The organism is Hafnia paralvei ATCC 29927 (genome assembly GCF_001655005.1).
Lineage (GTDB): Bacteria > Pseudomonadota > Gammaproteobacteria > Enterobacterales > Enterobacteriaceae > Hafnia > Hafnia paralvei.
The window spans coordinates 50,408-72,692 of sequence record NZ_LXET01000054.1; the positions used below are offsets into that span (position 1 = coordinate 50,408).

Here is a 22,285-nt window from a genome sequence, read left to right on the forward strand (position 1 = left end):
ACCACTGAAAGCCAAATAAATAGATAAAACCACAGGTCTGATAAGCAATTATTAGGCCTGTTTATTTTTAGCGGCTGGCGTGGAACGTTGTCGCTGCCAGCGTTAGAAGTCAGAAAGTTCCCATTTCGGATTTTTCATTGCGTCGCCACACTGTTCCCCGTAGTATTTTGTCTCTTCATCCACTTAAAAATGAAAATCAGATGCATAAATTTCGCTTAGTTTGTTTAACACTACTCGCCGCCTGCTTTACGCTGAACGCTCATGCTGAAGAGAAGCGCTACATTTCCGACGAACTGAATACTTATGTCCACAGTGGCCCAGGTAACCAGTATCGTATTGTCGGAACACTGAATGCGGGTGAAGAAGTTGAGCTGCTGAGCGTTAATGCAGATAACAAATATGGTCAGGTGCGCGACGCTAAAGGCCGTACCGTGTGGCTACCGATGGAACAACTGAGTACCGAACCCAGTTTACGTAGCCGTGTTCCAGAGTTGGAACAGCAGGTCAAAACCTTAACGGACAAGCTAACCAATATCGATAACAGTTGGAACCAGCGTACCGCCGAAATGCAGCAAAAAGTCGCTAACAGTGACAACACCATCAACGGCCTAAAATCAGAGAATCAAAATCTGAAAGAACAACTGGCTAGCGCCCAAAAAAAGATGAGCGTCATCGATACCCAATTGGATGATAAAAAACGCGCCATCTTCATGGAGTGGTTCCTCTACGGCGGCGGCGTCGCAGGTGGTGGCCTGCTGCTAGGCCTGCTTTTACCGCGCCTAATCCCGCGCCGGAAAAAAGATCGCTGGATGAACTAATCACTCATGAAAAAAACGCCGCTTGCGGCGTTTTTTGTTTCTGCACTCGTAAGGTTTGTCGTAACCTATAGTTAACAAATCATCTGTTCCAAACAATTGTTTTATTCCTTTCATATCTTGAGTGACGATAACGTTGCAGCAAATATGTGGGGTATCTCTGAGGAAGTAAGTTTGAAGATTTTCTTGGTCGGCGGAGCCGTACGCGATAAACGATTAAATTTACCGGTTTATGATCGCGACTGGGTGATTGAAGGTGCAACCCCAGAAGAACTTATTGCGCAGGGGTTTGAGCAAGTTGGGAAAGATTTTCCCGTTTTTCTACACCCAAAGTCTCACGAAGAATATGCGCTGGCGCGTACAGAGCGTAAATCAGGCCATGGTTACACTGGTTTTGTCACCTACTTCGCTCCCGATGTGACGCTAGAGCAGGATTTGCTGCGCCGCGATCTCACCATAAACGCCATGGCTGAAAGCGCTGATGGCACGCTTATCGATCCCTATGGCGGCCTAGACGACCTAAATAACAAAGTGTTACGCCACGTCTCGGATGCGTTTCATGAAGACCCACTCCGCGTTTTGCGCGTCGCTCGTTTTGCTGCTCGCTTTGCCCATCTAGGATTCCATGTTGCAGCAGAAACCATGGCGTTGATGACGCAAATGACCACTGACAACGAGTTGCAGAATCTCACTCCAGAGCGCGTCTGGCGTGAAACTGAAAAAGCATTGATGACGCAAAGCCCGCAGATCTATTTCCAAGTGTTGCGCGACTGCGGTGCGCTGGCCATTTTATTTCCGGAAATCGATAATCTGTTTGGCGTACCGGCTCCAGAAAAGTGGCACCCGGAAATTGATACCGGAATACATACGCTAATGGCGCTTGCAATGGCCGCTAAACTCACTGAAGAGGTTGATGTACGGTTCGCCACGCTAACGCATGATTTAGGCAAAGGCCTAACACCGCCTGAGCTCTGGCCACATCACCATGGACACGGCCCTGCGGGCGTGAAACTGGTGGAAGCACTTTGCCAACGTATGCGCGTTCCTAATGCCGTTCGAGAATTAGCAAAAATTGTGGCTGAATATCACGATCTTATCCATACCGTGGAAAAATTACGGCCAGTCACTCTGCTCAAATTATTTGATTCTATTGATGTATGGCGCAAACCTCATCGTTTGGATCAAATGATTATGACCAGTGAAGCCGATGCGCGAGGCAGAACCGGTTTTGAAAATAATCCCTATCCACAGGGTGATTATCTGCGGGCAGCCTATAAAGTGGCCGAAGGTGTATCTGTACGAGACGTCGTGGATGCGGGATTCAAAGGGCAGCAAATTCGTGAAGAGTTACAGCAACGCCGTCTGCATGCGCTAAAAACGTGGAAACAAGAAGCTTCGTCTCAAGAAGACACAAATAGTCGCTAGAACACCAGATCAAAAAGGCCTCGGTATAAACCTGAGGCCTTTTTTCATCTCATCAGAAATCCCTTACAGGAACACCATATAGACCACTGCCGCAACGATAAAACGATAAATCGCGAATGGTACAAAAGAGATACGTTTAATCACGCTGAGGAAGGTTTTAATCGCAATCAGCGCCACGATAAACGCCGTGACGAATCCCACCGCAAACATGGGCAAATCAGCCACTGAGAGAAACGGCAGACTTTTATACAGCTCTAACGCCGTTGCGCCCATCATCATTGGTACAGCCAAAATGAAAGAGAATTCAGACGCAGCAAAACGGCTCACGCCCATCAGCATACCGCCGGAAATAGTGGCTCCTGAGCGGGAAAAGCCAGGCCAAAGCGCAAGACACTGAAAACAACCGATCATAAACGCCTGACGATAGGTAATATCATCCAGCCCTACCGCTCGCGGCTGCTTCGGCTTGAGCCATTCTGCGGCCAACAGTAGAAAACCGCCAACAACCAAAGCATACACAACGGTACGTGGCGCAAAGAGCGTCTTAATCGCATCGTGAAACACTAACCCCATCACCACCGCAGGGATCATCGCCAGAATAATATGCCCTAGCGTTAAATGCCCCTGAGTTTTTCCTTCATGCAAGGGAGGCTGACCAAAGTGGATGCCGATCAAACCAAACAAGCGACGCCAGAACATCACTACAACGGCTAAAATCGAGCCTAGCTGAATGATAACTTCAAAGGTTTTCGCTTTATCACCTTCAAATCCCAGCCAGTGCCCGACAATAATCATATGTCCCGTTGACGAAACGGGCAAAAACTCGGTAACACCCTCTACAACCCCAAGAATAAACGCATTGATCAGCAAATGCAGATCCATAAAAGCACTACCCTTTTTAAACGCGCAATAAACGCAAAAAAGTGACGCTATTGCGCCACTTATGATGTAAGACTGTGACTAGGCTAAATCAATAAAGTTTCGCCAATATGACATAAAAATCACACTGTTCTCACAAATTAAATCCGCTTTCCGCGTTCAATCTGTACGCCAACGCTTTTGGCGTGGGCAACCGCCCCTGGCTTACTCACTTTAATTCGTACCCAAGGGCTATTAAATCTATCCATCAGCATCACAGCCACTTCTTCCGCAACTCGCTCAACCAAAGCAAACTGATTCGGCTCAACATGCTTGATGACGGCTTCACTGACATCGGCGTAACTTAAACAGTCAGACACATCGTCACTCAGCGCTGCTTTGCGATTATCCCACGCCAGCTCTATATCAAATACCAGCTTTTGGCGAATGGTTTGCTCCCAGTCATAAACACCAATTGTGGTAATGACGGTTAATTCTTCAATAAATACGATGTCCATCACGTGATTCTCGGTTTTTGCCTTTGGTTGGATACCACTTCTGTTTGAATGTGCGTATTATCCACAGATATGGTTGTTAAAACGACCCTTAACCTTTATACCCTTTTATGTCTTTTGATGTAAAAAACAACGAACGTAAGACGGAGCTGAGTTATGAGTGCGACTGCGTTAGGCATGATTATTCTCGCATACCTGTGCGGCTCCATTTCCAGCGCTATTGTCGTCTGTCGAGTGGCGGGTCTACCCGATCCACGTGAGAACGGCTCTGGAAATCCGGGAGCCACCAATGTGTTACGCATTGGGGGCAAAACCGCCGCCGCTGCTGTGCTAATTTTTGATGTGCTCAAAGGTATGCTACCCGTTTGGCTAGCCTATAAATTTGACGTTGCACCTCTTTACCTTGGATTGACCGCAATAGCGGCCTGCCTAGGCCATATCTACCCGGTATTTTTTCATTTCCGCGGTGGGAAAGGCGTGGCGACAGCATTCGGAGCCATCGCACCTATCGGTTGGGATCTTACCGGTCTCATGACCGTAACATGGCTGCTCACCGTGTTGCTGAGTGGTTATTCTTCACTTGGCGCAATCGTCAGCGCGCTGGTTGCTCCGTTTTATGTATGGTGGTTCACCCCCCAGTTTACGTTTCCGGTTGCAATGCTTTCCTGCTTAATTCTGATGCGTCACCACGACAACATCCAACGTTTGTGGCGCGGACAAGAAAGCAAAATCTGGAAGAAACTCAAAAAGCCAACAAAAGAAGCCGACCCGACTTCTGAAGACTCGGCTTCTGAGAAAAAGCATACCGACCAATAGCAAAATGGCGACCTACAGGTCGCCATTTTCAGATTCACATATTGCTAGCTATCAACGTTACACCGCTGGCAGCTCAGCTAAAGGCCAACGTGGACGAACGGAAACACTCAGGTCGGCATTTACACCGCTCTTCAGTCGAACCATTCCGGCGTACGCAATCATCGCGCCATTGTCGGTACAAAACTCAGGGCGAGCATAAAAGACTTCACCACCGCGCTTTTTCATCATTTCGGCCAGACGAGCTCGCAGCGTACGGTTAGCGCTAACCCCACCGGCCATCACCAAACGTTTAAATCCTGTTTGCTCTAATGCACGTTTGCATTTAATCGCCAGTGTATCAACTACGGCATCTTCAAATGCGCGTGCAATATCTGCACGCGTTTGCTCGTCGGCCTCATTATTACGGATAGTGTTCGCGGCGAAGGTTTTCAAACCGGAAAAACTGAAATCAAGGCCGGGGCGATCGGTCATTGGGCGAGGGAAAACAAAGCGTCCGGCCTCTCCCTGCTGCGCCATCTTCGATAACATTGGGCCGCCTGGGTAGTCTAACCCCAGCAGTTTAGCGGTTTTATCGAAAGCTTCACCGGCGGCGTCATCAATAGATTCGCCTAACAATTCGTATTGCCCCATACCGGTTACGCTGATGAGCTGGGTATGCCCGCCAGAAACGAGTAGCGCAACAAACGGAAACGCAGGAGGATTATCTTCCAGCATTGGAGCGAGCAAATGGCCTTCCATATGATGAACAGGAACCGCAGGTAAATCCCATGCAAATGCCAACGCACGTCCCACGGTCGCGCCTACCAATAACGCACCAACCAGACCTGGCCCTGCGGTATATGCGACGCCATCGAGATCTTTTGCCGTTAAATTGGCTTCTTTTAGGGCCGCCTGAATCAGGGGAATGGTTTTGCGCACATGGTCGCGAGATGCCAGTTCAGGGACAACGCCACCGTAATCAGCATGTAGTTTTATCTGGCTATACAACTGGTTAGCCAAAATACCTTGTTCATCGTCATAAATGGCGATACCGGTTTCATCACAGGATGTTTCGATGCCCAGAATGCGCATGGCGGCTCCAACAACTTTTCTCCAACAACTAAGGTGGCGCATAATAGCACAATTCAGCTATACTGTTCCGCTTTCGTGCTGTGGCAAATTAACCGACTAAAAACCACCTGCTATCCTTGCTGTAACAAGTCAACGTAACAGTTGGATAGTGAAAATCCTGTGGACATTAGCGCATCATTGCTTTACAAAGCGGTGCTGTTCGGATTAAAATTCCGCACCATTTTTGAACAGCTGACACTAGGTCAGCGAAAAGACCGATTTATATCGAGGTGAGAGGCACATGCCGGTAATTAAAGTACGTGAAAACGAGCCGTTCGACGTAGCTCTGCGTCGCTTCAAACGTTCATGCGAAAAAGCGGGCGTTTTAGCTGAAGTTCGTCGTCGTGAATTCTATGAAAAACCGACTACTGAGCGTAAACGCGCTAAAGCGTCTGCAGTAAAACGTCACGCCAAGAAACTGGCTCGCGAAAACGCACGTCGCACCCGTCTGTACTAGTTTGTTCGGGGTGAAAGCCCCAACAAATGGTTCACAGACCATGTTGTTGTCTGTCGTAGTAGTGTTTTAAGAAGCTCTATTTTGATGTGCAGCAACATACGAAGGCCGTGCCTTCCGAAAGGAATGCGCGGCTTGTTCTCGTTTATAGGCTGAAAAATTGTCAACGCTGCTGGCGGTTTTGCAGTCGCGCAAACAGACTAATAATGTAAGGGCTTATGGCAGGACGAATCCCACGTGTATTCATAAATGACTTGCTAGCTCGGACCGATATTGTCGATCTGGTCGATGCGCGTGTGAAATTAAAAAAGCAGGGCAAGAACTACCATGCCTGCTGTCCATTCCATAACGAAAAAACGCCTTCATTCACCGTTAACGCGGACAAACAGTTCTACCACTGCTTCGGCTGTGGGGCACATGGTAACGCCATCGATTTTTTGATGAACTACGACAGACTTGAGTTTGTGGAGAGCGTCGAAGAACTGGCTACTATGGCAGGCCTAGAGATTCCTTATGAAGCAGGAACCGGCCCCAGCCAGATCGAGCGTCACCAACGTCAAAATTTGTATCAGTTGATGGACGGCCTAAGCGATTTCTATCAGCAGGCTTTACGTCAGCCGAGTAGCCAATCGGCGCAGCAATATTTGATGCAGCGCGGACTGAGCCAGGAAATTATTGATCACTTTGCTATCGGCTATGCCCCTGCTGGTTGGGATAACGCACTCAAGCGTTTTGGCCGTGATCCTGCTAGCCGCACTGCGCTTAATGATGCGGGCATGCTGGTCAATAATGATAATGGCCGCACGTACGACCGTTTCCGCGACCGCGTGATGTTTCCTATCCGCGACAGACGCGGGCGAGTTATTGCTTTCGGTGGCCGTATTTTGGGTGATGGTACGCCTAAATACCTTAACTCCCCTGAAACCGATATTTTCCATAAAGGCCGCCAGCTATTTGGCCTGTATGAAGCACAGCAGCGCCACCCTGAATTGGCTCGCCTGCTGGTTGTTGAAGGTTATATGGATGTGGTGGCACTGGCGCAGTTCGGCATCGATTATGCCGTAGCCTCGCTAGGAACCTCGACCACATCAGAACATATTCAGTTAATGTTCCGCACCACCGATACCGTGGTGTGCTGCTACGACGGCGATAACGCCGGACGTGAAGCCGCATGGCGTGCGCTGGAAACCGCGCTGCCGTTTCTATCCGATGGTCGGCAGTTGAAGTTTATGTTCCTGCCCGATGGTGAAGACCCGGATACGCTGGTGCGCAAAGAAGGTACCGCGGCATTTGAACAACGCATTGAGCAAGCCCAACCGCTGTCAGCATTCTTATTTGATACGTTGATGCCACAGGTCGATTTGAGTACTCCCGATGGGCGTACTAAGCTCAGTGCTTTAGCTTTACCGCTGATTGGACAGATCCCAGGTGAAACCCTAAGGTTGTACCTACGGCAGTTTTTAGGACAAAAATTAGGCATTCTCGACGATAGTCAGCTTGAAAAACTGCTGCCGCGTCAGGCCGAAACGGGAAATAGTTACCAGCAGCCTCAGCTAAAACGCACGACTATGCGTATACTTATAGGATTACTGGTACAAAATCCATCGCTGGCAGCTGAAGTTCCAACGCTTGAAGGTTTACGGGAACATCCACTGCCGGGATTGCCATTATTTATTGAACTGGTAGAAACCTGTTTGGCGCAGCCTGGGCTAACTACCGGTCAGTTGATTGAGCTATACCGCGATAATAAATATGCTCAACAGCTTGAAACTTTGGCAACTTGGAACCACATGGTTGTTGAGGACATGGTTCATCAAACGTTCGTCGATACATTAGGCAGTCTCTACGACTCCATGCTCGAACAGCGTCAGGAAGAACTCATCGCGTTGGATCGAACCCAAGGCTTAAATGCCGATCAGCGACGAGAACTGTGGGCCCTCAATCAAGCACTGGCAAAAAAAACATAATCACCAAGACATAACGAATAAAACCTATTTATTTTAAGCGCAACACCTTGTTTTAGCTAGGAATGGCAAACACTTCCCAAACCTAAGAAGCAGGATTAGCGTTTAAAATCTGAATTACGGCTTAAGTGCCGATGAAAAGCGGGGACAAGCCCCCGCATAATGCCGCAATACCGGGGAGCGGCGCGCAATCAAAAAAACCCGTGTCAGTTATTGTTGGCGGTTCTGCTGCCCAACACCGATTTAAACTCTGAAGTGTGGATACCGTCTTATGGAGCAAAACCCGCAGTCACAGCTAAAACTTCTTGTTACCAAGGGCAAGGAGCAAGGCTACCTGACCTATGCTGAGGTCAATGACCATCTGCCGGAAGATATCGTCGACTCCGACCAGATCGAAGACATCATCCAGATGATTAATGACATGGGTATTCAGGTGATGGAAGAAGCACCTGACGCCGATGATTTGATGCTGGCAGAAAACATCGCTGACGAAGATGCCGCCGAAGCTGCTGTGCAGGTGCTATCAAGCGTAGAATCCGAGATCGGCCGCACTACTGACCCCGTCCGCATGTATATGCGTGAAATGGGTACCGTAGAACTTCTGACCCGTGAAGGCGAAATCGACATCGCTAAACGTATCGAAGACGGTATCAATCAGGTTCAGTGCTCTGTTGCCGAGTACCCAGAAGCCATTACCTACCTGCTTGAACAATACGATCGTGTTGAAGCAGAAGAAGCGCGTCTGTCCGATATCATTACCGGCTTTGTCGACCCTAACGCAGAAGAAGATTTGGCGCCAACCGCGACCAACGTCGGTTCTGAACTCTCTTCAGAAGATCTGAATGACGACGATGAAGAAGAAGACGAAGACGACGACAGCGAAGATGACAACAGCATCGATCCAGAACTGGCTCGCCAGAAATTCTCTGAACTGCGCGAGCAGTATGAGAAAACACGCGTAGCGATTAAAACTCATGGCCGCAGCCATGCGAAAGCGGCAGAAGAGATCCTGAATCTTTCTGAAGTTTTCAAACAGTTCCGCTTGGTGCCGAAGCAGTTTGACTATCTGGTCAACAACATGCGTCAGATGATGGATCGCGTTCGTACTCAAGAACGTTTGATCATGAAGCTGTGTGTTGAACAAAGCAAAATGCCGAAGAAAAACTTCATCACCCTGTTCACTGGCAACGAAACCAACACCACTTGGTTCGACGCTGCGCTGGCAATGGCTAAGCCATGGGGCGAGAAGCTGAAAGACGTGCGCGAAGACGTTGAGCGCAGCCTGCAAAAACTGCATCAGATTGAAGAAGAAACCGGTCTGACCATCGAGCAGGTCAAAGATATCAACCGTCGTATGTCTATCGGCGAAGCGAAAGCGCGCCGTGCGAAGAAAGAAATGGTTGAGGCGAACTTACGTCTGGTTATTTCCATCGCGAAGAAATACACCAACCGTGGCCTGCAGTTCTTGGATCTGATTCAGGAAGGTAACATCGGTTTGATGAAAGCGGTTGATAAGTTTGAATACCGCCGTGGTTATAAGTTCTCAACTTATGCTACATGGTGGATTCGTCAGGCGATTACTCGTTCTATCGCGGATCAGGCACGTACCATCCGTATCCCGGTACATATGATTGAGACAATTAACAAACTCAATCGTATTTCCCGCCAGATGCTGCAAGAGATGGGTCGTGAGCCGACGCCGGAAGAGCTGGCTGAACGCATGATGATGCCGGAAGATAAGATCCGTAAAGTGCTGAAGATCGCGAAAGAGCCGATCTCAATGGAAACCCCAATCGGTGATGATGAAGATTCACATCTGGGCGACTTCATTGAAGATACGACGCTGGAGCTGCCGCTGGACTCTGCCACTTCCGAGAGCCTGCGTTCTGCAACTCGCGACGTTCTGTCTGGCCTCACCGCACGTGAAGCGAAAGTCCTGCGTATGCGTTTCGGTATCGATATGAACACTGACCATACTCTGGAAGAAGTGGGCAAACAGTTCGACGTTACCCGTGAGCGTATTCGTCAGATCGAAGCGAAGGCACTGCGTAAACTGCGCCATCCTAGCCGTTCTGAAGTATTGCGTAGCTTCCTAGACGATTAATGTCTTCCGCTTAGGACTAAAAAAACCCGCCTAGTGCGGGTTTTTTATTATCTGAAATAATGACTAATCAGCCTAGAGCTTCGTTTAGCACTCGATAGCTCGCCACCAGTTCATCTACGGTAATACGGCTTAAGCCACTCGGATTGGGTAACACCCAAATTTGCGTGTTTCCTATCGTCTTGTCTTGACGGCCCCAATCGACCTTACGAATACCAAATGCCTGCGTGTACGCCTGTTTACCGAGGATAGCGATAGATTGCGGCTGGTAGCTCAGGATTTTCTCTTCAAGCGCTTCACCGCCCGCTCGTAGCTCCTCGCGGGTAACCTCAGCCGCAGTGACGGTTGGTCTTGATACCAGCGCCGTAATACCACAACCGGTATCGAGTAAATGCTTCTCATCTTGCGGAGCCAACTGACGCTGAGTAAATCCTGCCAGATGAATCACCTTCCAGAAACGATTAGTGGGATTAGCGAAGTGAAATCCCTGATGTGCCGAACTCAACCCAGGGTTAATGCCACAAAATACAACGCGCAGATCGGGAGCTATTATGTCCTGAATCATCTGTCTTACATCCTATTCAATTTCAGAATGATTAAAATCTTACAGAAATTACAACGATCTAGCTATGCGCAAAAAAACCGCAACCACAACAAAGCCACTGGATCTCATGCCCTCTTTTACTCTATAATCCCCGCCACTCGGCCCCTTAGCTCAGTGGTTAGAGCAGGCGACTCATAATCGCTTGGTCGCTGGTTCAAGTCCAGCAGGGGCCACCAAATTTTAGCTTTAGATTCAGTCATTTAGGCCGCTTCCTGCGAAGTGGCTTTTTTGTGCCTGAAGAAAAGTGTCGCAAAAGCATCCCCTCAGCCCACCGAGTGCCCCCATTCCTGCAAAATATCTGCGGTGGTTTTTACTTCAATTCGGTTTCCGGGAATGGCTAACGTTGCCCATACCTCATTGAAATAGGGAATGAGGTGTTCGGCTTTCAGAGAGCCGCGATCGGCGGTGGTGTGGGCGTCGCTCGCGATGGTTAGAGCATAACCACGGCTAGCGGCATTTTTGATAGTAGTATCAACGCAGTAATCCGTTGCACAGCCACAAATCGTGATGTGTTTTGCATCCAGAGCCGCTAGTTCATCCGCGAGCGTGGTGCGATAAAATGCATCACAGGCCGTTTTATCCACATAGATGCTGCCTTCCGGTTGGTAGAGTTCAGGTAACAGTTCCCATTCATCGCTGCCTAGCGGGAGGTCAGCTTCATTATGAAGTATAAAAATCACCCGTTCAGCAGCGCGGCTCAGCTGATTAATTCGTTCTACGCGACCGATGCGGTCCATTCTCGGGGTTAAAAAAACGCCCTTTTGCATATCAACAACCAGCAAAACACGGCTCATGCTTATCTCCATATCAGAATAGACACTAGGGTAAATGATTGATGCAGGTCACTGTTTTCACTCTTGCACCGCAACAATGTTGAGAACAATCACACTTCATTAACATACAACTTTCAAAGCAACGTGGAGAGACTAGATTTAAAGAACTCATCCGACCAGAAAGCTACCGTTTAGCCTGCGTGAAATAAGGAAAGCCGCATGAACCACTACCCTCACCTGCTTGCCCCATTGGATCTCGGGTTTACAACCTTGAAGAATCGAGTTCTGATGGGTTCGATGCACACTGGGCTAGAAGAGCATCCTAATGGCAGCGCACGCTTGGCCGCATTTTATGCCGAACGTGCACGTGCGGGCGTAGGCTTAATCGTGACTGGCGGTATCTCCCCGAATCAGCACGGCGTGGTTCATGCCGGTGCCTCTATTTTCGATCATGAGAATCAGATCCCGCATCATAAAATTATTACCGATGCGGTGCATCAGGCCGGTGGAAAAATAGCCCTGCAAATTCTGCATACTGGTCGTTATAGCTATCAGCCTCAACCTCATGCGCCTTCAGCCATTCAAGCCCCCATCAACCCTTATCCGCCCATTGAAATGACGGAAGATATGATCCAACAAACGCTGTCTGATTTTGCCCAGTGTGCACGTTTGGCACAGCATGCAGGCTATGACGGCGTGGAAATCATGGGCTCAGAAGGCTATCTCATTAATCAGTTTTTAGCGGCTCGCACCAATCAGCGCGATGATGAATGGGGCGGAGATTTCATGCGCCGTATGCGTTTCGCGGTGGAATGCGTGCGCCGTGTGCGCGCCGCCGTTGGACGAGAGTTCATCATCATCTATCGATTATCGATGCTGGATTTAGTTGAGGAAGGTTCGGACTGGAAAGAGATCGAACAGTTAGCCGTTCAGGTGGAACACGCAGGGGCGACATTAATTAACACCGGTATTGGCTGGCATGAGGCTCGCATTCCAACCATCGCGACCATGGTGCCGCGTGCAGGATTTAGCTGGGTAACACGCCGTCTGATGGGGAAAGTGTCTATTCCGCTTATCACCACCAACCGCATCAATCATCCAGACGTTGCGGAAGCCGTGCTGGCCGATGGGTGTGCGGATATGGTTTCTATGGCTCGCCCATTCTTGGCCGATCCTGCCTTTGTGCAAAAAGCGGCAAGCGGACGGGTCGATGAGATCAACGTCTGCATCGGCTGCAATCAGGCCTGTTTAGACCAAATTTTTGAGCACAAACTCACCTCATGTCTAGTTAACCCTCGTGCCTGCCATGAAACTGAACTGGTGCTCACCGCCACCGAGAAACCTAAACGGCTCGCCGTGGTAGGCGCAGGCCCCGCAGGATTAGCCTTTGCCACCACCGCCGCCCAGCGTGGACATCACGTAACCTTGTTCGACGCTGACAATCAAATTGGTGGTCAATTTAATATCGCCAAACAGATCCCCGGCAAAGAGGAGTTCCATGAAACTCTGCGCTATTTCAAACGGCTGCTGATTATCCACAATATTCAGCAACGCTTGGGGCAGCGCGTAGAAGCCGCGGATCTAAGTGAATTCGATGAAGTGATCCTCGCAACGGGGATCGTGCCACGCCATTTAGATCTGCCGGGTAGCGATATGCCACACGTTCTCAGCTACACGCAGGTTTTGCGCGATAAACTACCGGTCGGTAAAAGGGTCGCGATTATTGGCGCAGGCGGGATCGGATTCGATACCGCGGAGTATCTCAGCCAGTTTGGGCAATCCACCAGCTTAAACAGCGCGGCTTTCGCCGAAGAGTGGGGAATTGATTTACAGCTAAAACAACGCGGCGGATTGGCTAAGGATGGGATGCATCCGACTCACAGCCCGCGAAAAATCTATTTGCTGCAGCGCAAAACCAGCAAAGTCGGTGAAGGATTGGGGAAAACGACCGGATGGATCCATCGCGTTAGTCTGCAAAAACGTGGCGTAATCATGATAAACGGTGCCCAATATCATCATATTGATGAACATGGTCTCCACCTCATTCGAGATGGGCAAATAGAATGCCTGCCCGTTGATAATGTGATTATTTGCGCCGGTCAGGAATCACAGCAGGCGCTGCTGGCCCCGCTACAAAATATGGGAAAAACCGTCCATCTCATCGGCGGTGCCGATGTCGCTCGTGAGCTAGATGCTCGCCGCGCAATCGATCAGGGTACCCGACTCGCATTAACGATTTAGTTTTCCCATAAAAAAAGGGCCGGAGAGAATCTCCAGCCCTTTCAGCGATAATCACTATTTTACTTTGGTAATCTGCTTCACATCTAATTCAACAGAGTTCCAATCTTTATCAATTTTCCCCTGCAGCTCAACGGTGTCTTTCGGGGTAATGGTTTGCCCATTCCAGCGTTTGTGGTCGATATCCACGTTCATGGTGCCGCTTGCATCACGGAAGGTGTAGTGATCGCCGCCGATACGTTGCTCGATGTTACCGCGCAGGGTCACCCAAGTATCGTCACTCATGGTTTTGGCTTTCTCTACGGTCATCGCTCCTGCGCTAGGGCCATTGAAACCACCGGCTGCCTGAGTTGTTTGCGTAGTTTGAGTGGCCGGTGCGTTCGGGTCTACAAAGCCACCGTTCTGAGCCAGAACAGGCGCACTACATACGGCAAGGATGGCTAATAAAGCTGCTGTCTTTTTCATTATTTTTCTCTCTCTTTATTGTATTAATCTCTGCAGAAACAGTTGCTGTTTTTGCTCTTCGGAAAGCATTACACCAAAGAGTTCTTAACAAGATCTTAAGCATACAGTTTAACCAATTATATTTTTAAAAACTGCCTATTAGGCTGGATCCGCGCAGTGTTAGGCTGTACAAAGCCCTTGCCAAATAGTTAGATAAAACCATACAGCGCAGCATAAAGGACACGGTTATGCGGGTATTACTCATTGAAGATGACAAACTGATCGGCGACGGAATCAAAGCAGGTTTAATAAAGATGGGGTTTAGCGTCGATTGGTTTACCGAAGGTAAGCAAGGACTCAACGCGTTAGATTCTGCGCCTTACGATGCTGTGGTACTCGACCTCAGCCTGCCGGGCATGGACGGATTAGATATCCTGCGCAAATGGCGACAAAACGGACACGACGAGCCGGTACTCATCCTCACCGCACGTGACGCCTTGGAGCAGCGCGTTGCAGGACTGCAACAGGGTGCTGATGACTATCTGTGTAAGCCTTTTGCACTCATTGAGGTCGCCGCTCGTTTACAGGCGCTGATCCGCCGCCGTCACGGACAGGTACAAACCACATTAACTCACGGCCCGGTTTCACTCGATCCCATTAATCTCACCGTCACTCTCGAGGGTGAAGCGATCTATTTAAAGCCGAAGGAGTTTGCGTTGCTCGAACTGCTGCTACGCAACGAAGGACGCGTGTTACCCCGTCCGCTCATCGAAGAAAAAATTTATAACTGGGACGACGATGTCTCCAGCAATGCCATTGAGGTTCATATCCATCATTTACGTAAAAAATTCGGTAGCAGTTTTATTCGAACCGTTCACGGCATCGGCTACACGCTGGGAGAAGCAACATGAAATCGCTCACGCTTAGCCTGCGACTGCGGTTGATCATCGGGTTCATCCTACTCATCACCATTACTTGGGTCTGCGCGAGTCTGTTGGCGTGGAATCAAACCCGCAATAACATCGATGAGCTCTTTGATACTCAGCAAATGCTGTTTGCCAAACGCCTAACGGCGCTCAACATCAGCGATCTTACGCTTAAAAGCCCACAGCTACCGCGTAGCAAAAAGATCGTGCGCCACAGCCATGGCGATCTAGACGATGACGCGCTCACCTTTGCCATTTTCACCACTGACGGAAAAATGGTGCTGAACGATGGAGATAACGGCCCCGATTTGCAATATCACTACCGACGCGACGGCTTTACCGACGACCAGTTGCAAGGTGATAAAGATCTGTGGCGTTTGGTATGGCTAACCACTCCCGACGGCAAATACCGCGTCGTGGTTGGGCAAGAGTGGGATTATCGCCACGATATGGCGATTGATATCGTTAAAGCGCAGCTTGTGCCATGGATTATCGCCCTTCCCATCATGATTTTGCTGCTGATTTGGTTAGTCACTCGCGAACTCGCACCGCTCAAGCGCTTAGCAAAACGGTTGCACCAACGTCAGCCGGAAGATGAAACGCCGTTACCATTACTGTCACTCCCGAGTGAAGTGAAGCCGTTGGTTGAAGCGCTTAACAGCCTATTTGCTCGAACGGGTGAAATGCTAGTAAGGGAGCGTCGATTTACCTCCGATGCGGCTCATGAACTACGCAGTCCGCTGGCCGCGTTGAAAGTACAGACCGAAGTTGCTCAGCTCGCCGGAGATGATACCGCTATGCGCGAGCACGCGTTGACGAACCTCACAGAAGGTATCGATCGCGCAACGCGAGTGGTCGATCAGTTGCTCACGCTTTCACGCTTGGATTCATTGTCTGGCTTGGATGACGTACAGGAGATCGCCATCGCGGATATCCTGCAAACCGGCGTAATGGATAACTACCATAAGGCACAGGCCAACGGTGTGGAACTGATGTTGGATATTCGCCAAACACCGCCGCCTCGCCGCGCTCAGCCGCTGTTACTGGCACTGCTGGTACGTAATCTGCTGGATAACGCCATCCGCTACAGCCCACGCGGCAGCACGGTCAAAATCACGTTAACCGCAACGCATTTCAGCGTCGAAGACAACGGCCCCGGCGTCAGCCCCGAGTATCTAAAACGCATCGGCGAACGCTTCTTCCGCCCACCTGGTCAAGAAAAAACGGGCAGCGGTCTAGGGCTTTCCATCGTGCAACGCATCGCGACATTGCATGGGATGACGGCTAGCTTTAGTGACGGGGAAAGCGGAGGATTTAGGGTGGAGGTGGCTTTTACTTAGGAGGGTAAGTGTTTTATGTGTGTGGTGTAAGGTTTTGTACCTGATTTATGTAAGAACGGTTTAAGGTTTCGACCGCCTATCAATGACAGTGACCATCCGTAACTTCAATAGAAGGCGTTCGAGCCGGGTGCGGGTGCGCCAGCGCACGCACCCGGCACCCGTGCGCTTTTATCCGAGATGTCATTTCCGCTCCGGTTTGGTATCGCCCATCCAGGGCGCCCCAAACTCCGGCACGACATCCCTGTCGTGCCGGCTCTCCCTACCAAGACTTAAACAATTAAAAAGACACAAACAAAACAATATTACAGTGTCTTTTTCGTGTTGAATGAAATGCATGATAGAACCGCCATCAGGGAAGATGGCGGTAGGTCGAGGGCGTACAGGATGTGCGCTCTGAGACCGGTCGGCCAAGCGACGCGGTAAAAAGCGCGCGAGTTCAGAGACCACGCGCTGGTGGTCTCTGCCCGTACGCCTTCACTCATGTATCAATGAAACTCGGTATAGACAGGTGGGCGGAACCTTACACTGTAACCACATAAACGACAGACGAGCGGAACCTTACACAGCCATACCAGAACAGGCATAACTACCTACACCCACCCTTTAGCCCTAAACGACTTCAACACACTTACAAACACCTGCATCTCCTGCGGGGTGCCTAGCGTTAACCGGTTCCAGCCTACGGCTGGGGGGAATTCGCGGCCAACGTAGACGTTTTGCTGTTTCATACGCTCTTGGTAAGTTTTCACATCACCGTTGACCTTATGGAAAATGAAGTTTGCCTGTGACGGAACATATTCCAAATTTAACTCATCAAGCATTGAGGTCACTATTTGACGAGAAAGATCGATAGATTTACGGCTTAAGGCCACAAAAGTTTTGTCTTTTAACGATGCCAGTGCGGCAACCGCGCCAGCGGCATTGGTGTTATCCAGCGAGACAAAATTTTCCACCTCGGCAATCACCGAAGGGGCAGCAATGCCGTAGCCAATACGTAATCCGGCCAGTGCATAAATTTTCGAGAAAGTGCGCGTTACAATCAGGTTTTTCTGCCCGCTTTGTACAAGGCCTATCGCGCTTTTAAAACGCGGATCGTTAACAAATTCGGCGTAAGCTTCGTCGACGATAAAGAACGTATCTGCCGGCGCGTTTTTAATCCAACTCTCTATCGTGGCCGCAGGCGTAATCGTCGCCGTCGGGTTATTCGGATTGCACAGGTAAACAATCGATTTACCAGAGAAACCGTCGGCTTTTTGCTTCATAGTGGCCAAATCAAACTCAAGTTTGTCATTCAGCGGCACTTTAACAATATCTGCACCCAGCGGTTTAGCGTATAGCTCAGCATAATTGAACGTGGGATCGGGAACGATCACCTGTACTTTTTTCTGCTGCTGTTGTGACTGTAAAACAATAGCCTGCACGGCAGCCTGAATCGTCTCTGAGGAACCGTTGCCCAGAGTGACGTTTTCTGTCTTCAGATTAAATTGCCCAGCCAGTTGTTCGATAAGTTCTGCGCGCGCGGCGTCAGGATAACGAAATGCCGTCGGCAAACAGTCCACTACGGCCTGTTTAGCCTGCACAGACATCCCTAACGAGTTCTCATTGAAATTCAGTAACAACGGATGTTGTTCTGTAGGAAACGAGATTTCAGCCGCTTTTACGGGCGTTGCAGCCTGTGCGCGATTAATCAAACCGCTTAGCGTTAATCCACCGAGAATAGCACCTGAAGATTTAAGAAGAGTACGACGATCCATGGCAAAGTCCCTGTCAGCAGCATTATTTATTTTAAGAAGCGTTTTTTTGATCAGCCGTCAGGCGGCTGTAGGACAGAGCATAACCGAGGAAAAGTGCACAACACAATATGTTATGCACTTTTTATGACTATAAATTCACATTAACGTATGAAATTAACGACGTGGAGGAAGTTTTGTCGCTTTTAAAACCACAAACTTTTTGTTGGTTTCAATCGTTGTACAGTTGCCGAACAAACGCTTAAGCTTGTGGAAATAATCCAGATGGCGGTTACCCACAATATATAGCGTACCGTGAATTTTCAGGCAGCGCTTAGCGCCAACAAACATATCCCAAGCAACCTGATCGGTGATGGAATGCTGCTGATGGAACGGAGGATTACACAGTACCGCGTTCAGGCTACCGCCATCCACGCCAGAGAAACCGTTACCGACACGGAAAGCACAGCGATCCATATCTTCTGGGCGGTTCACTTCAACGTTCATCTGTGCCGATGCGACAGCCATGTATGACTCATCGCAGAACAGCATGTCAGCGTTTGGATTGAGCTCTAATGCCTTCAGCCCGATCACACCGTTACCACAGCCGAGGTCGGCAATCGATCCTTCAATATCTTTCGGCAAATGCTCAAGGAAGAAACGAGCACCGATATCTAAATTGCTGCGCGAGAATACGGATGCATGGTTATGCATCTGATAAGGTTCGTCCGTGCCGCACAGATCTAAGGGCCACACGGTAGTTGGCTGTGCCGGAGCAGGATTACGTTCGGCCACTTTACAATGAATTAGACGCGCTTTTTTCCACGCCAGCGAAGTATGAGTATCACCGAGGATGGTTTCAAACAGCTGCAGCGTGGAAGTATGGATATCACGCGCTTTGGCCGCTGCAATAATCACGGTATCTGGAGCAACGACTTCACGCAGTGCACGCAGTTGGTGCTCAAGCAGCGCTAACGCTTTCGGCACCTTAATTAACACCAGCGCAGGCGACTCTGGCAAAGGTGCAAGGCTATCGAGCAGGGTTACGGTATCGTCATCCATGCCGTTCAGACCAAGGTTATGACGCGTTGCCAACTGGCTCACATAGGAGTCACTCACGCTATATAGCGGCTGTCCATGCAGTGCACAGGCCAACGCGCCAAAGGCGTCGTTAAACACGATCACCGGACGACCTTCTGTCTGTGGCAGCTCAAAGCTCTGCAACAGATATTCATCGGCGGCTTCCCACGCTTGTAACGTTGGATCATCAGACTGCTGTGGGTAGCGTTCTAGCTCAAGGCCATTTTCTTCAAAAAAACCGGAGATCGGTTCGAGTTGGCTCATCGCCCCTCCAAAAACTCTATCCATTTGATTTAATGGACGAATAAAATAAATGATCGTTCAGACGCAACGGTCTTTCACCGCCGACGCATCATGCTCAGAATTGTTATGTCACGCGCATGACGTACAATAGTCCGCTATTGTACCTGAAGGAATTGAATATGACGTCTTTGACTTACTTGGCCGGCTATCCGGAACATCTGCAAACGCAGGTTCGCCAGCTACTCGACCAGCAACGTCTGGGGACGGTTTTATTGCAGCGCTACCCGCAGCCACACCAGCTCACCACCGATCGCGCGCTCTATCAATACACCACCGACCTGAAAAATCAGTTTCTTCGCAATGCGCCACAAATTAACAAAGTGGGTTATGACAGCAAAATTCAGGTGCTCAAACACGCATTAGGATTACATACCGCGATTTCGCGTGTGCAGGGTAACAAGTTAAAGGCAAAAGCTGAAATCCGCGTTGCTACCGTATTCAAAAATGCGCCAGAGGCCTTTCTTCGCATGATAGTGGTGCATGAGTTGGCTCATCTGCGCGAGAAAGATCACAACAAGGCATTTTATAATTTGTGCTGTCATATGGAACCGGCCTATCACCAGCTTGAGTTTGATACCCGAATGTATCTCACGCATTTAGAACTGGTGGGCGCTCTGTATTAATTTGCTGGGCTGAGTCGTATTAATGCAATAACCGTATTAATCCAAGAAATGCTACTCTGTGGAAAATCTCACTTTCCCGATCGGAGCCGCCCATGATCCGTTTTGCTGTTATTGGAACTAACTGGATTACTCAACGCTTTATTGATGCCGCTCATGCTACCGGCAAGATGCAGCTTACCGCCGTTTATTCGCGCCATCTGGCTCAGGCCTATACCTTTGGTGAGCCCAATAAAGCCCAGTATTTTTTCGACTCGCTCGACGATCTCGGGAGCTGTGAGCATGTTGATGCGGTCTATATTGCCAGCCCAAACTCTTTCCATTACCCACACACGCTAGCAATGCTACAGCATAAAAAACACGTTATCTGTGAAAAGCCGTTGGCTTCCAATCTGCAAGAAGTCGAAAGCATGATCGCATGCGCGCATGAAAATCAGGTGGTCCTATTTGAAGCGTTTAAAACCGCTTATCTGCCTAATTTCTCTGTTATTCAGCAAGCCCTGCCACGTCTGGGAAAATTACGTAAAGTCTTTCTTAACTATTGCCAATATTCATCGCGCTACCAGCGCTATTTAGACGGTGAGAATCCAAATACCTTTAACCCGGCCTTTTCAAATGGTTCGATTATGGATATTGGCTATTACTGCCTCGCCAGCGCGATATCGCTGTTCGGTGAACCTGAAACGCTGACGGCAAGCGCGACACTGTTAGATTCTGGCGTCGATGCTCACGGGCACGTAGGAATGAACTATTCAGCGAACCATGCAAATGGTGAATTTGATGTTGTGCTGTTCCACTCCAAAGTCAGCAACTCAGATATTCCAAGCGAAATTCAAGGTGAAGATGGCACTTTAGTTATCGAAAAAATTTCTGAATGCCAAAAGGTGATATTCACGCCGCGTGGTGGACAGCCTGAGATTATTTCTCAGCCACAGCATGAAAATACGATGTATTACGAGGCCGAAGTTTTCGCCAAGCTGGTGCAGTATCAAAGCGTAGAACACGCTGGGATTAACGTATCACGCAGCACAGCCAAAATTCTGACACAGATTCGCGCCCTGACCGGAGTAGAGTTCCCTGCCGATGCCGCAATTCCGCCAGAGACGGTGGTTGTCCCTAATACCCGCGGTTGATCGCATAAGGCCTCTCTTTCCAGAAGAGAGGCCTACGCTTCCTAACGGGAGCTTTTGACCTGTTGAATTGGCGCTTTTATAGGTCGTTTGCCGCCAAAGCTTAATACCGCTAAGGCAAGCACAATCAACACAATGCCACTTCCTTCGACCGAGCCAGGATTTTCACCCAGTAACCACCAAGAAAACAGCACTCCACAGACCGGTACCGCTAAGGTGCTCAGCCCTGCGATACCCGCGGGGAGATTTTTCAATACAAATAGCCACAGCGTCCACGCCAAAGCGGTAGCCAAAATAGCGCTGTATGACAGAGCAAAATAAACATAAGGATCCCATACGATGGGACGCTCGGGTACTAGCCACGCAATAACGCTCATAATGATCGCGCCGTAAACCATTTGCCATGTGGTGAGCGACAGCAAATCCACTTTGGGATATCGCTGATACAGACGCTTCGCTACGATGGCGCTCGCCCCCCAACTTATGCCGGAAAGGATCGCCAGTACTGCGCTTTTCAGTGACTCTCCCGTCAACTTCCACGGCTGTAACACCAAGCACAGTCCGATAGCCGCTACCACAATGGCCAGATACTGCACTCGGCGCATTCTTTCGCCCAAAAACAGCGCTGCCATAATAACCACCCAAAACGGCATGGTATAAGTCAGAATAGCCACTTTGCCGGCACCACCGCTTATCAGTGCCCACTGAGCCAAGCCAACCATACCGCAGGTCTGCAACACGGCAATGGCCAGCGTATAGAGAAAAGGCGTCGGTTTCATGCCGCGTCCGCGCAGCTTCAATACCACCAGAAGTAGTATGGCCCCGAACACGCAGCGTAACGCAGTAAAATCAAAGGCACCGATATACAACGTGACCTGCTTCATCGCGATCCAGCTATAGCTCCAGATCAGCGTAAGCAACACCAGCCCGACAAACGCCAGCGGGTCGGTTTTTCCTGCAACAGACATTTCGTTTTCCTAATTATTATCAATCGTGCTTATTATCACTTCCTCTATCATCTCTCATTACCGCTCATGAA

At 49.5% G+C, this 22,285-nt stretch carries 20 protein-coding genes and 1 tRNA gene; 12 read left to right on the top strand and 9 right to left on the bottom strand.

Annotated features, from left to right (window positions below):
• Positions 1 to 200: 200 nt before the first annotated feature.
• Positions 201 to 818, top strand: coding sequence for a TIGR04211 family SH3 domain-containing protein (locus M988_RS17390; protein ID WP_004846672.1), 618 nt, complete (start codon positions 201 to 203; stop codon positions 816 to 818).
• 171 nt (positions 819 to 989) lie between these two features.
• Positions 990 to 2,240, top strand: a complete 1,251-nt coding sequence (locus tag M988_RS17395; protein WP_064575130.1) for a multifunctional CCA addition/repair protein — start codon at positions 990 to 992, stop codon at positions 2,238 to 2,240.
• A gap of 63 nt (positions 2,241 to 2,303) precedes the next feature.
• Here M988_RS17395 and bacA read toward each other — a convergent pair whose 3' ends face one another.
• Positions 2,304 to 3,122 (bottom strand): undecaprenyl-diphosphate phosphatase, encoded by an 819-nt coding sequence (gene bacA / locus M988_RS17400; RefSeq protein WP_020303470.1) that lies wholly within the window; start codon positions 3,120 to 3,122, stop codon positions 2,304 to 2,306.
• A gap of 137 nt (positions 3,123 to 3,259) precedes the next feature.
• Complete coding sequence (gene folB, locus M988_RS17405) at positions 3,260 to 3,616, bottom strand: bifunctional dihydroneopterin aldolase/7,8-dihydroneopterin epimerase (RefSeq protein WP_004846669.1); 357 nt, start codon at positions 3,614 to 3,616, stop codon at positions 3,260 to 3,262.
• A 153-nt stretch (positions 3,617 to 3,769) separates the two neighbouring features.
• Here folB and plsY point away from each other — a divergent pair, with 153 nt between their 5' ends.
• Positions 3,770 to 4,429, top strand: coding sequence for a glycerol-3-phosphate 1-O-acyltransferase PlsY (gene plsY / locus M988_RS17410; RefSeq protein ID WP_008814960.1), 660 nt, complete (start codon positions 3,770 to 3,772; stop codon positions 4,427 to 4,429).
• A gap of 57 nt (positions 4,430 to 4,486) precedes the next feature.
• On the opposite strand, the gene tsaD is transcribed toward plsY, so the two are convergent.
• Positions 4,487 to 5,500, bottom strand: a complete 1,014-nt coding sequence (gene tsaD / locus M988_RS17415; RefSeq protein ID WP_008814959.1) for a tRNA (adenosine(37)-N6)-threonylcarbamoyltransferase complex transferase subunit TsaD — start codon at positions 5,498 to 5,500, stop codon at positions 4,487 to 4,489.
• Between the two features lie 280 nt (positions 5,501 to 5,780).
• Here tsaD and rpsU point away from each other — a divergent pair, with 280 nt between their 5' ends.
• The 3 genes from rpsU to rpoD all read left to right on the top strand — a co-directional run bounded on the left by rpsU (position 5,781) and on the right by rpoD (position 10,061).
• Entirely contained in the window at positions 5,781 to 5,996 is a 216-nt protein-coding gene (gene rpsU, locus M988_RS17420; protein ID WP_001144069.1) for a 30S ribosomal protein S21, read from the top strand.
• A gap of 215 nt (positions 5,997 to 6,211) precedes the next feature.
• Positions 6,212 to 7,960: a DNA primase gene (gene dnaG / locus M988_RS17425; protein ID WP_004846663.1), complete on the top strand. Its 1,749-nt coding sequence runs from the start codon at positions 6,212 to 6,214 to the stop codon at positions 7,958 to 7,960.
• Between the two features lie 268 nt (positions 7,961 to 8,228).
• The gene (rpoD, locus tag M988_RS17430) at positions 8,229 to 10,061 is read left to right on the top strand and encodes an RNA polymerase sigma factor RpoD (protein WP_004846659.1); all 1,833 of its coding nucleotides are present in this window, start codon (positions 8,229 to 8,231) and stop codon (positions 10,059 to 10,061) included.
• A 67-nt stretch (positions 10,062 to 10,128) separates the two neighbouring features.
• Here rpoD and mug read toward each other — a convergent pair whose 3' ends face one another.
• The gene (mug, locus tag M988_RS17435) at positions 10,129 to 10,623 is read right to left on the bottom strand and encodes a G/U mismatch-specific DNA glycosylase (protein WP_008814957.1); all 495 of its coding nucleotides are present in this window, start codon (positions 10,621 to 10,623) and stop codon (positions 10,129 to 10,131) included.
• A 139-nt stretch (positions 10,624 to 10,762) separates the two neighbouring features.
• Here mug and M988_RS17440 point away from each other — a divergent pair.
• Positions 10,763 to 10,838 (top strand) — tRNA-Ile (locus M988_RS17440).
• An 87-nt stretch (positions 10,839 to 10,925) separates the two neighbouring features.
• Here the strand turns inward: M988_RS17440 and M988_RS17445 are convergent.
• A complete protein-coding gene (locus M988_RS17445) occupies positions 10,926 to 11,456 on the bottom strand; it encodes an isochorismatase family protein (protein WP_064575132.1) in 531 nt (176 codons plus the stop codon).
• A 198-nt stretch (positions 11,457 to 11,654) separates the two neighbouring features.
• On the opposite strand from M988_RS17445, the gene M988_RS17450 reads away from it, so the two are divergent.
• Positions 11,655 to 13,676: an oxidoreductase gene (locus M988_RS17450; RefSeq protein WP_064575135.1), complete on the top strand. Its 2,022-nt coding sequence runs from the start codon at positions 11,655 to 11,657 to the stop codon at positions 13,674 to 13,676.
• Positions 13,677 to 13,730: 54 nt separating this feature from the next.
• Here the strand turns inward: M988_RS17450 and M988_RS17455 are convergent, their stop codons facing one another.
• The gene (locus M988_RS17455; protein WP_008814924.1) at positions 13,731 to 14,138 is read right to left on the bottom strand and encodes a YgiW/YdeI family stress tolerance OB fold protein; all 408 of its coding nucleotides are present in this window, start codon (positions 14,136 to 14,138) and stop codon (positions 13,731 to 13,733) included.
• Positions 14,139 to 14,365: 227 nt separating this feature from the next.
• Between M988_RS17455 and qseB the strand changes: the two genes are divergently transcribed.
• On the top strand, positions 14,366 to 15,028 hold the full coding sequence (gene qseB, locus M988_RS17460) for a quorum sensing response regulator transcription factor QseB (RefSeq protein WP_039187907.1): 663 nt from the start codon (positions 14,366 to 14,368) through the stop codon (positions 15,026 to 15,028).
• Positions 15,025 to 16,383, top strand: a complete 1,359-nt coding sequence (gene qseC / locus M988_RS17465) for a quorum sensing histidine kinase QseC (RefSeq protein ID WP_064575138.1) — start codon at positions 15,025 to 15,027, stop codon at positions 16,381 to 16,383. Before qseB ends, qseC begins: the two co-directional genes overlap by 4 nt.
• Positions 16,384 to 16,973: 590 nt before the next feature.
• On the opposite strand, the gene M988_RS17470 is transcribed toward qseC, so the two are convergent.
• Positions 16,974 to 18,137, bottom strand: coding sequence for a pyridoxal phosphate-dependent aminotransferase (locus M988_RS17470; protein WP_064575141.1), 1,164 nt, complete (start codon positions 18,135 to 18,137; stop codon positions 16,974 to 16,976).
• Between the two features lie 153 nt (positions 18,138 to 18,290).
• A complete protein-coding gene (gene rlmG / locus M988_RS17475; protein WP_008814920.1) occupies positions 18,291 to 19,457 on the bottom strand; it encodes a 23S rRNA (guanine(1835)-N(2))-methyltransferase RlmG in 1,167 nt (388 codons plus the stop codon).
• Between the two features lie 158 nt (positions 19,458 to 19,615).
• Here rlmG and M988_RS17480 point away from each other — a divergent pair, with 158 nt between their 5' ends.
• Both M988_RS17480 and M988_RS17485 read left to right on the top strand, forming a co-directional pair.
• Positions 19,616 to 20,119, top strand: a complete 504-nt coding sequence (locus M988_RS17480; RefSeq protein WP_039187900.1) for a M48 metallopeptidase family protein — start codon at positions 19,616 to 19,618, stop codon at positions 20,117 to 20,119.
• 92 nt (positions 20,120 to 20,211) lie between these two features.
• Complete coding sequence (locus M988_RS17485; protein ID WP_064575142.1) at positions 20,212 to 21,249, top strand: Gfo/Idh/MocA family protein; 1,038 nt, start codon at positions 20,212 to 20,214, stop codon at positions 21,247 to 21,249.
• 41 nt (positions 21,250 to 21,290) lie between these two features.
• Here the strand turns inward: M988_RS17485 and M988_RS17490 are convergent, their stop codons facing one another.
• Positions 21,291 to 22,214 (bottom strand): DMT family transporter, encoded by a 924-nt coding sequence (locus M988_RS17490; RefSeq protein WP_008814917.1) that lies wholly within the window; start codon positions 22,212 to 22,214, stop codon positions 21,291 to 21,293.
• Positions 22,215 to 22,285 lie beyond the last annotated feature (71 nt).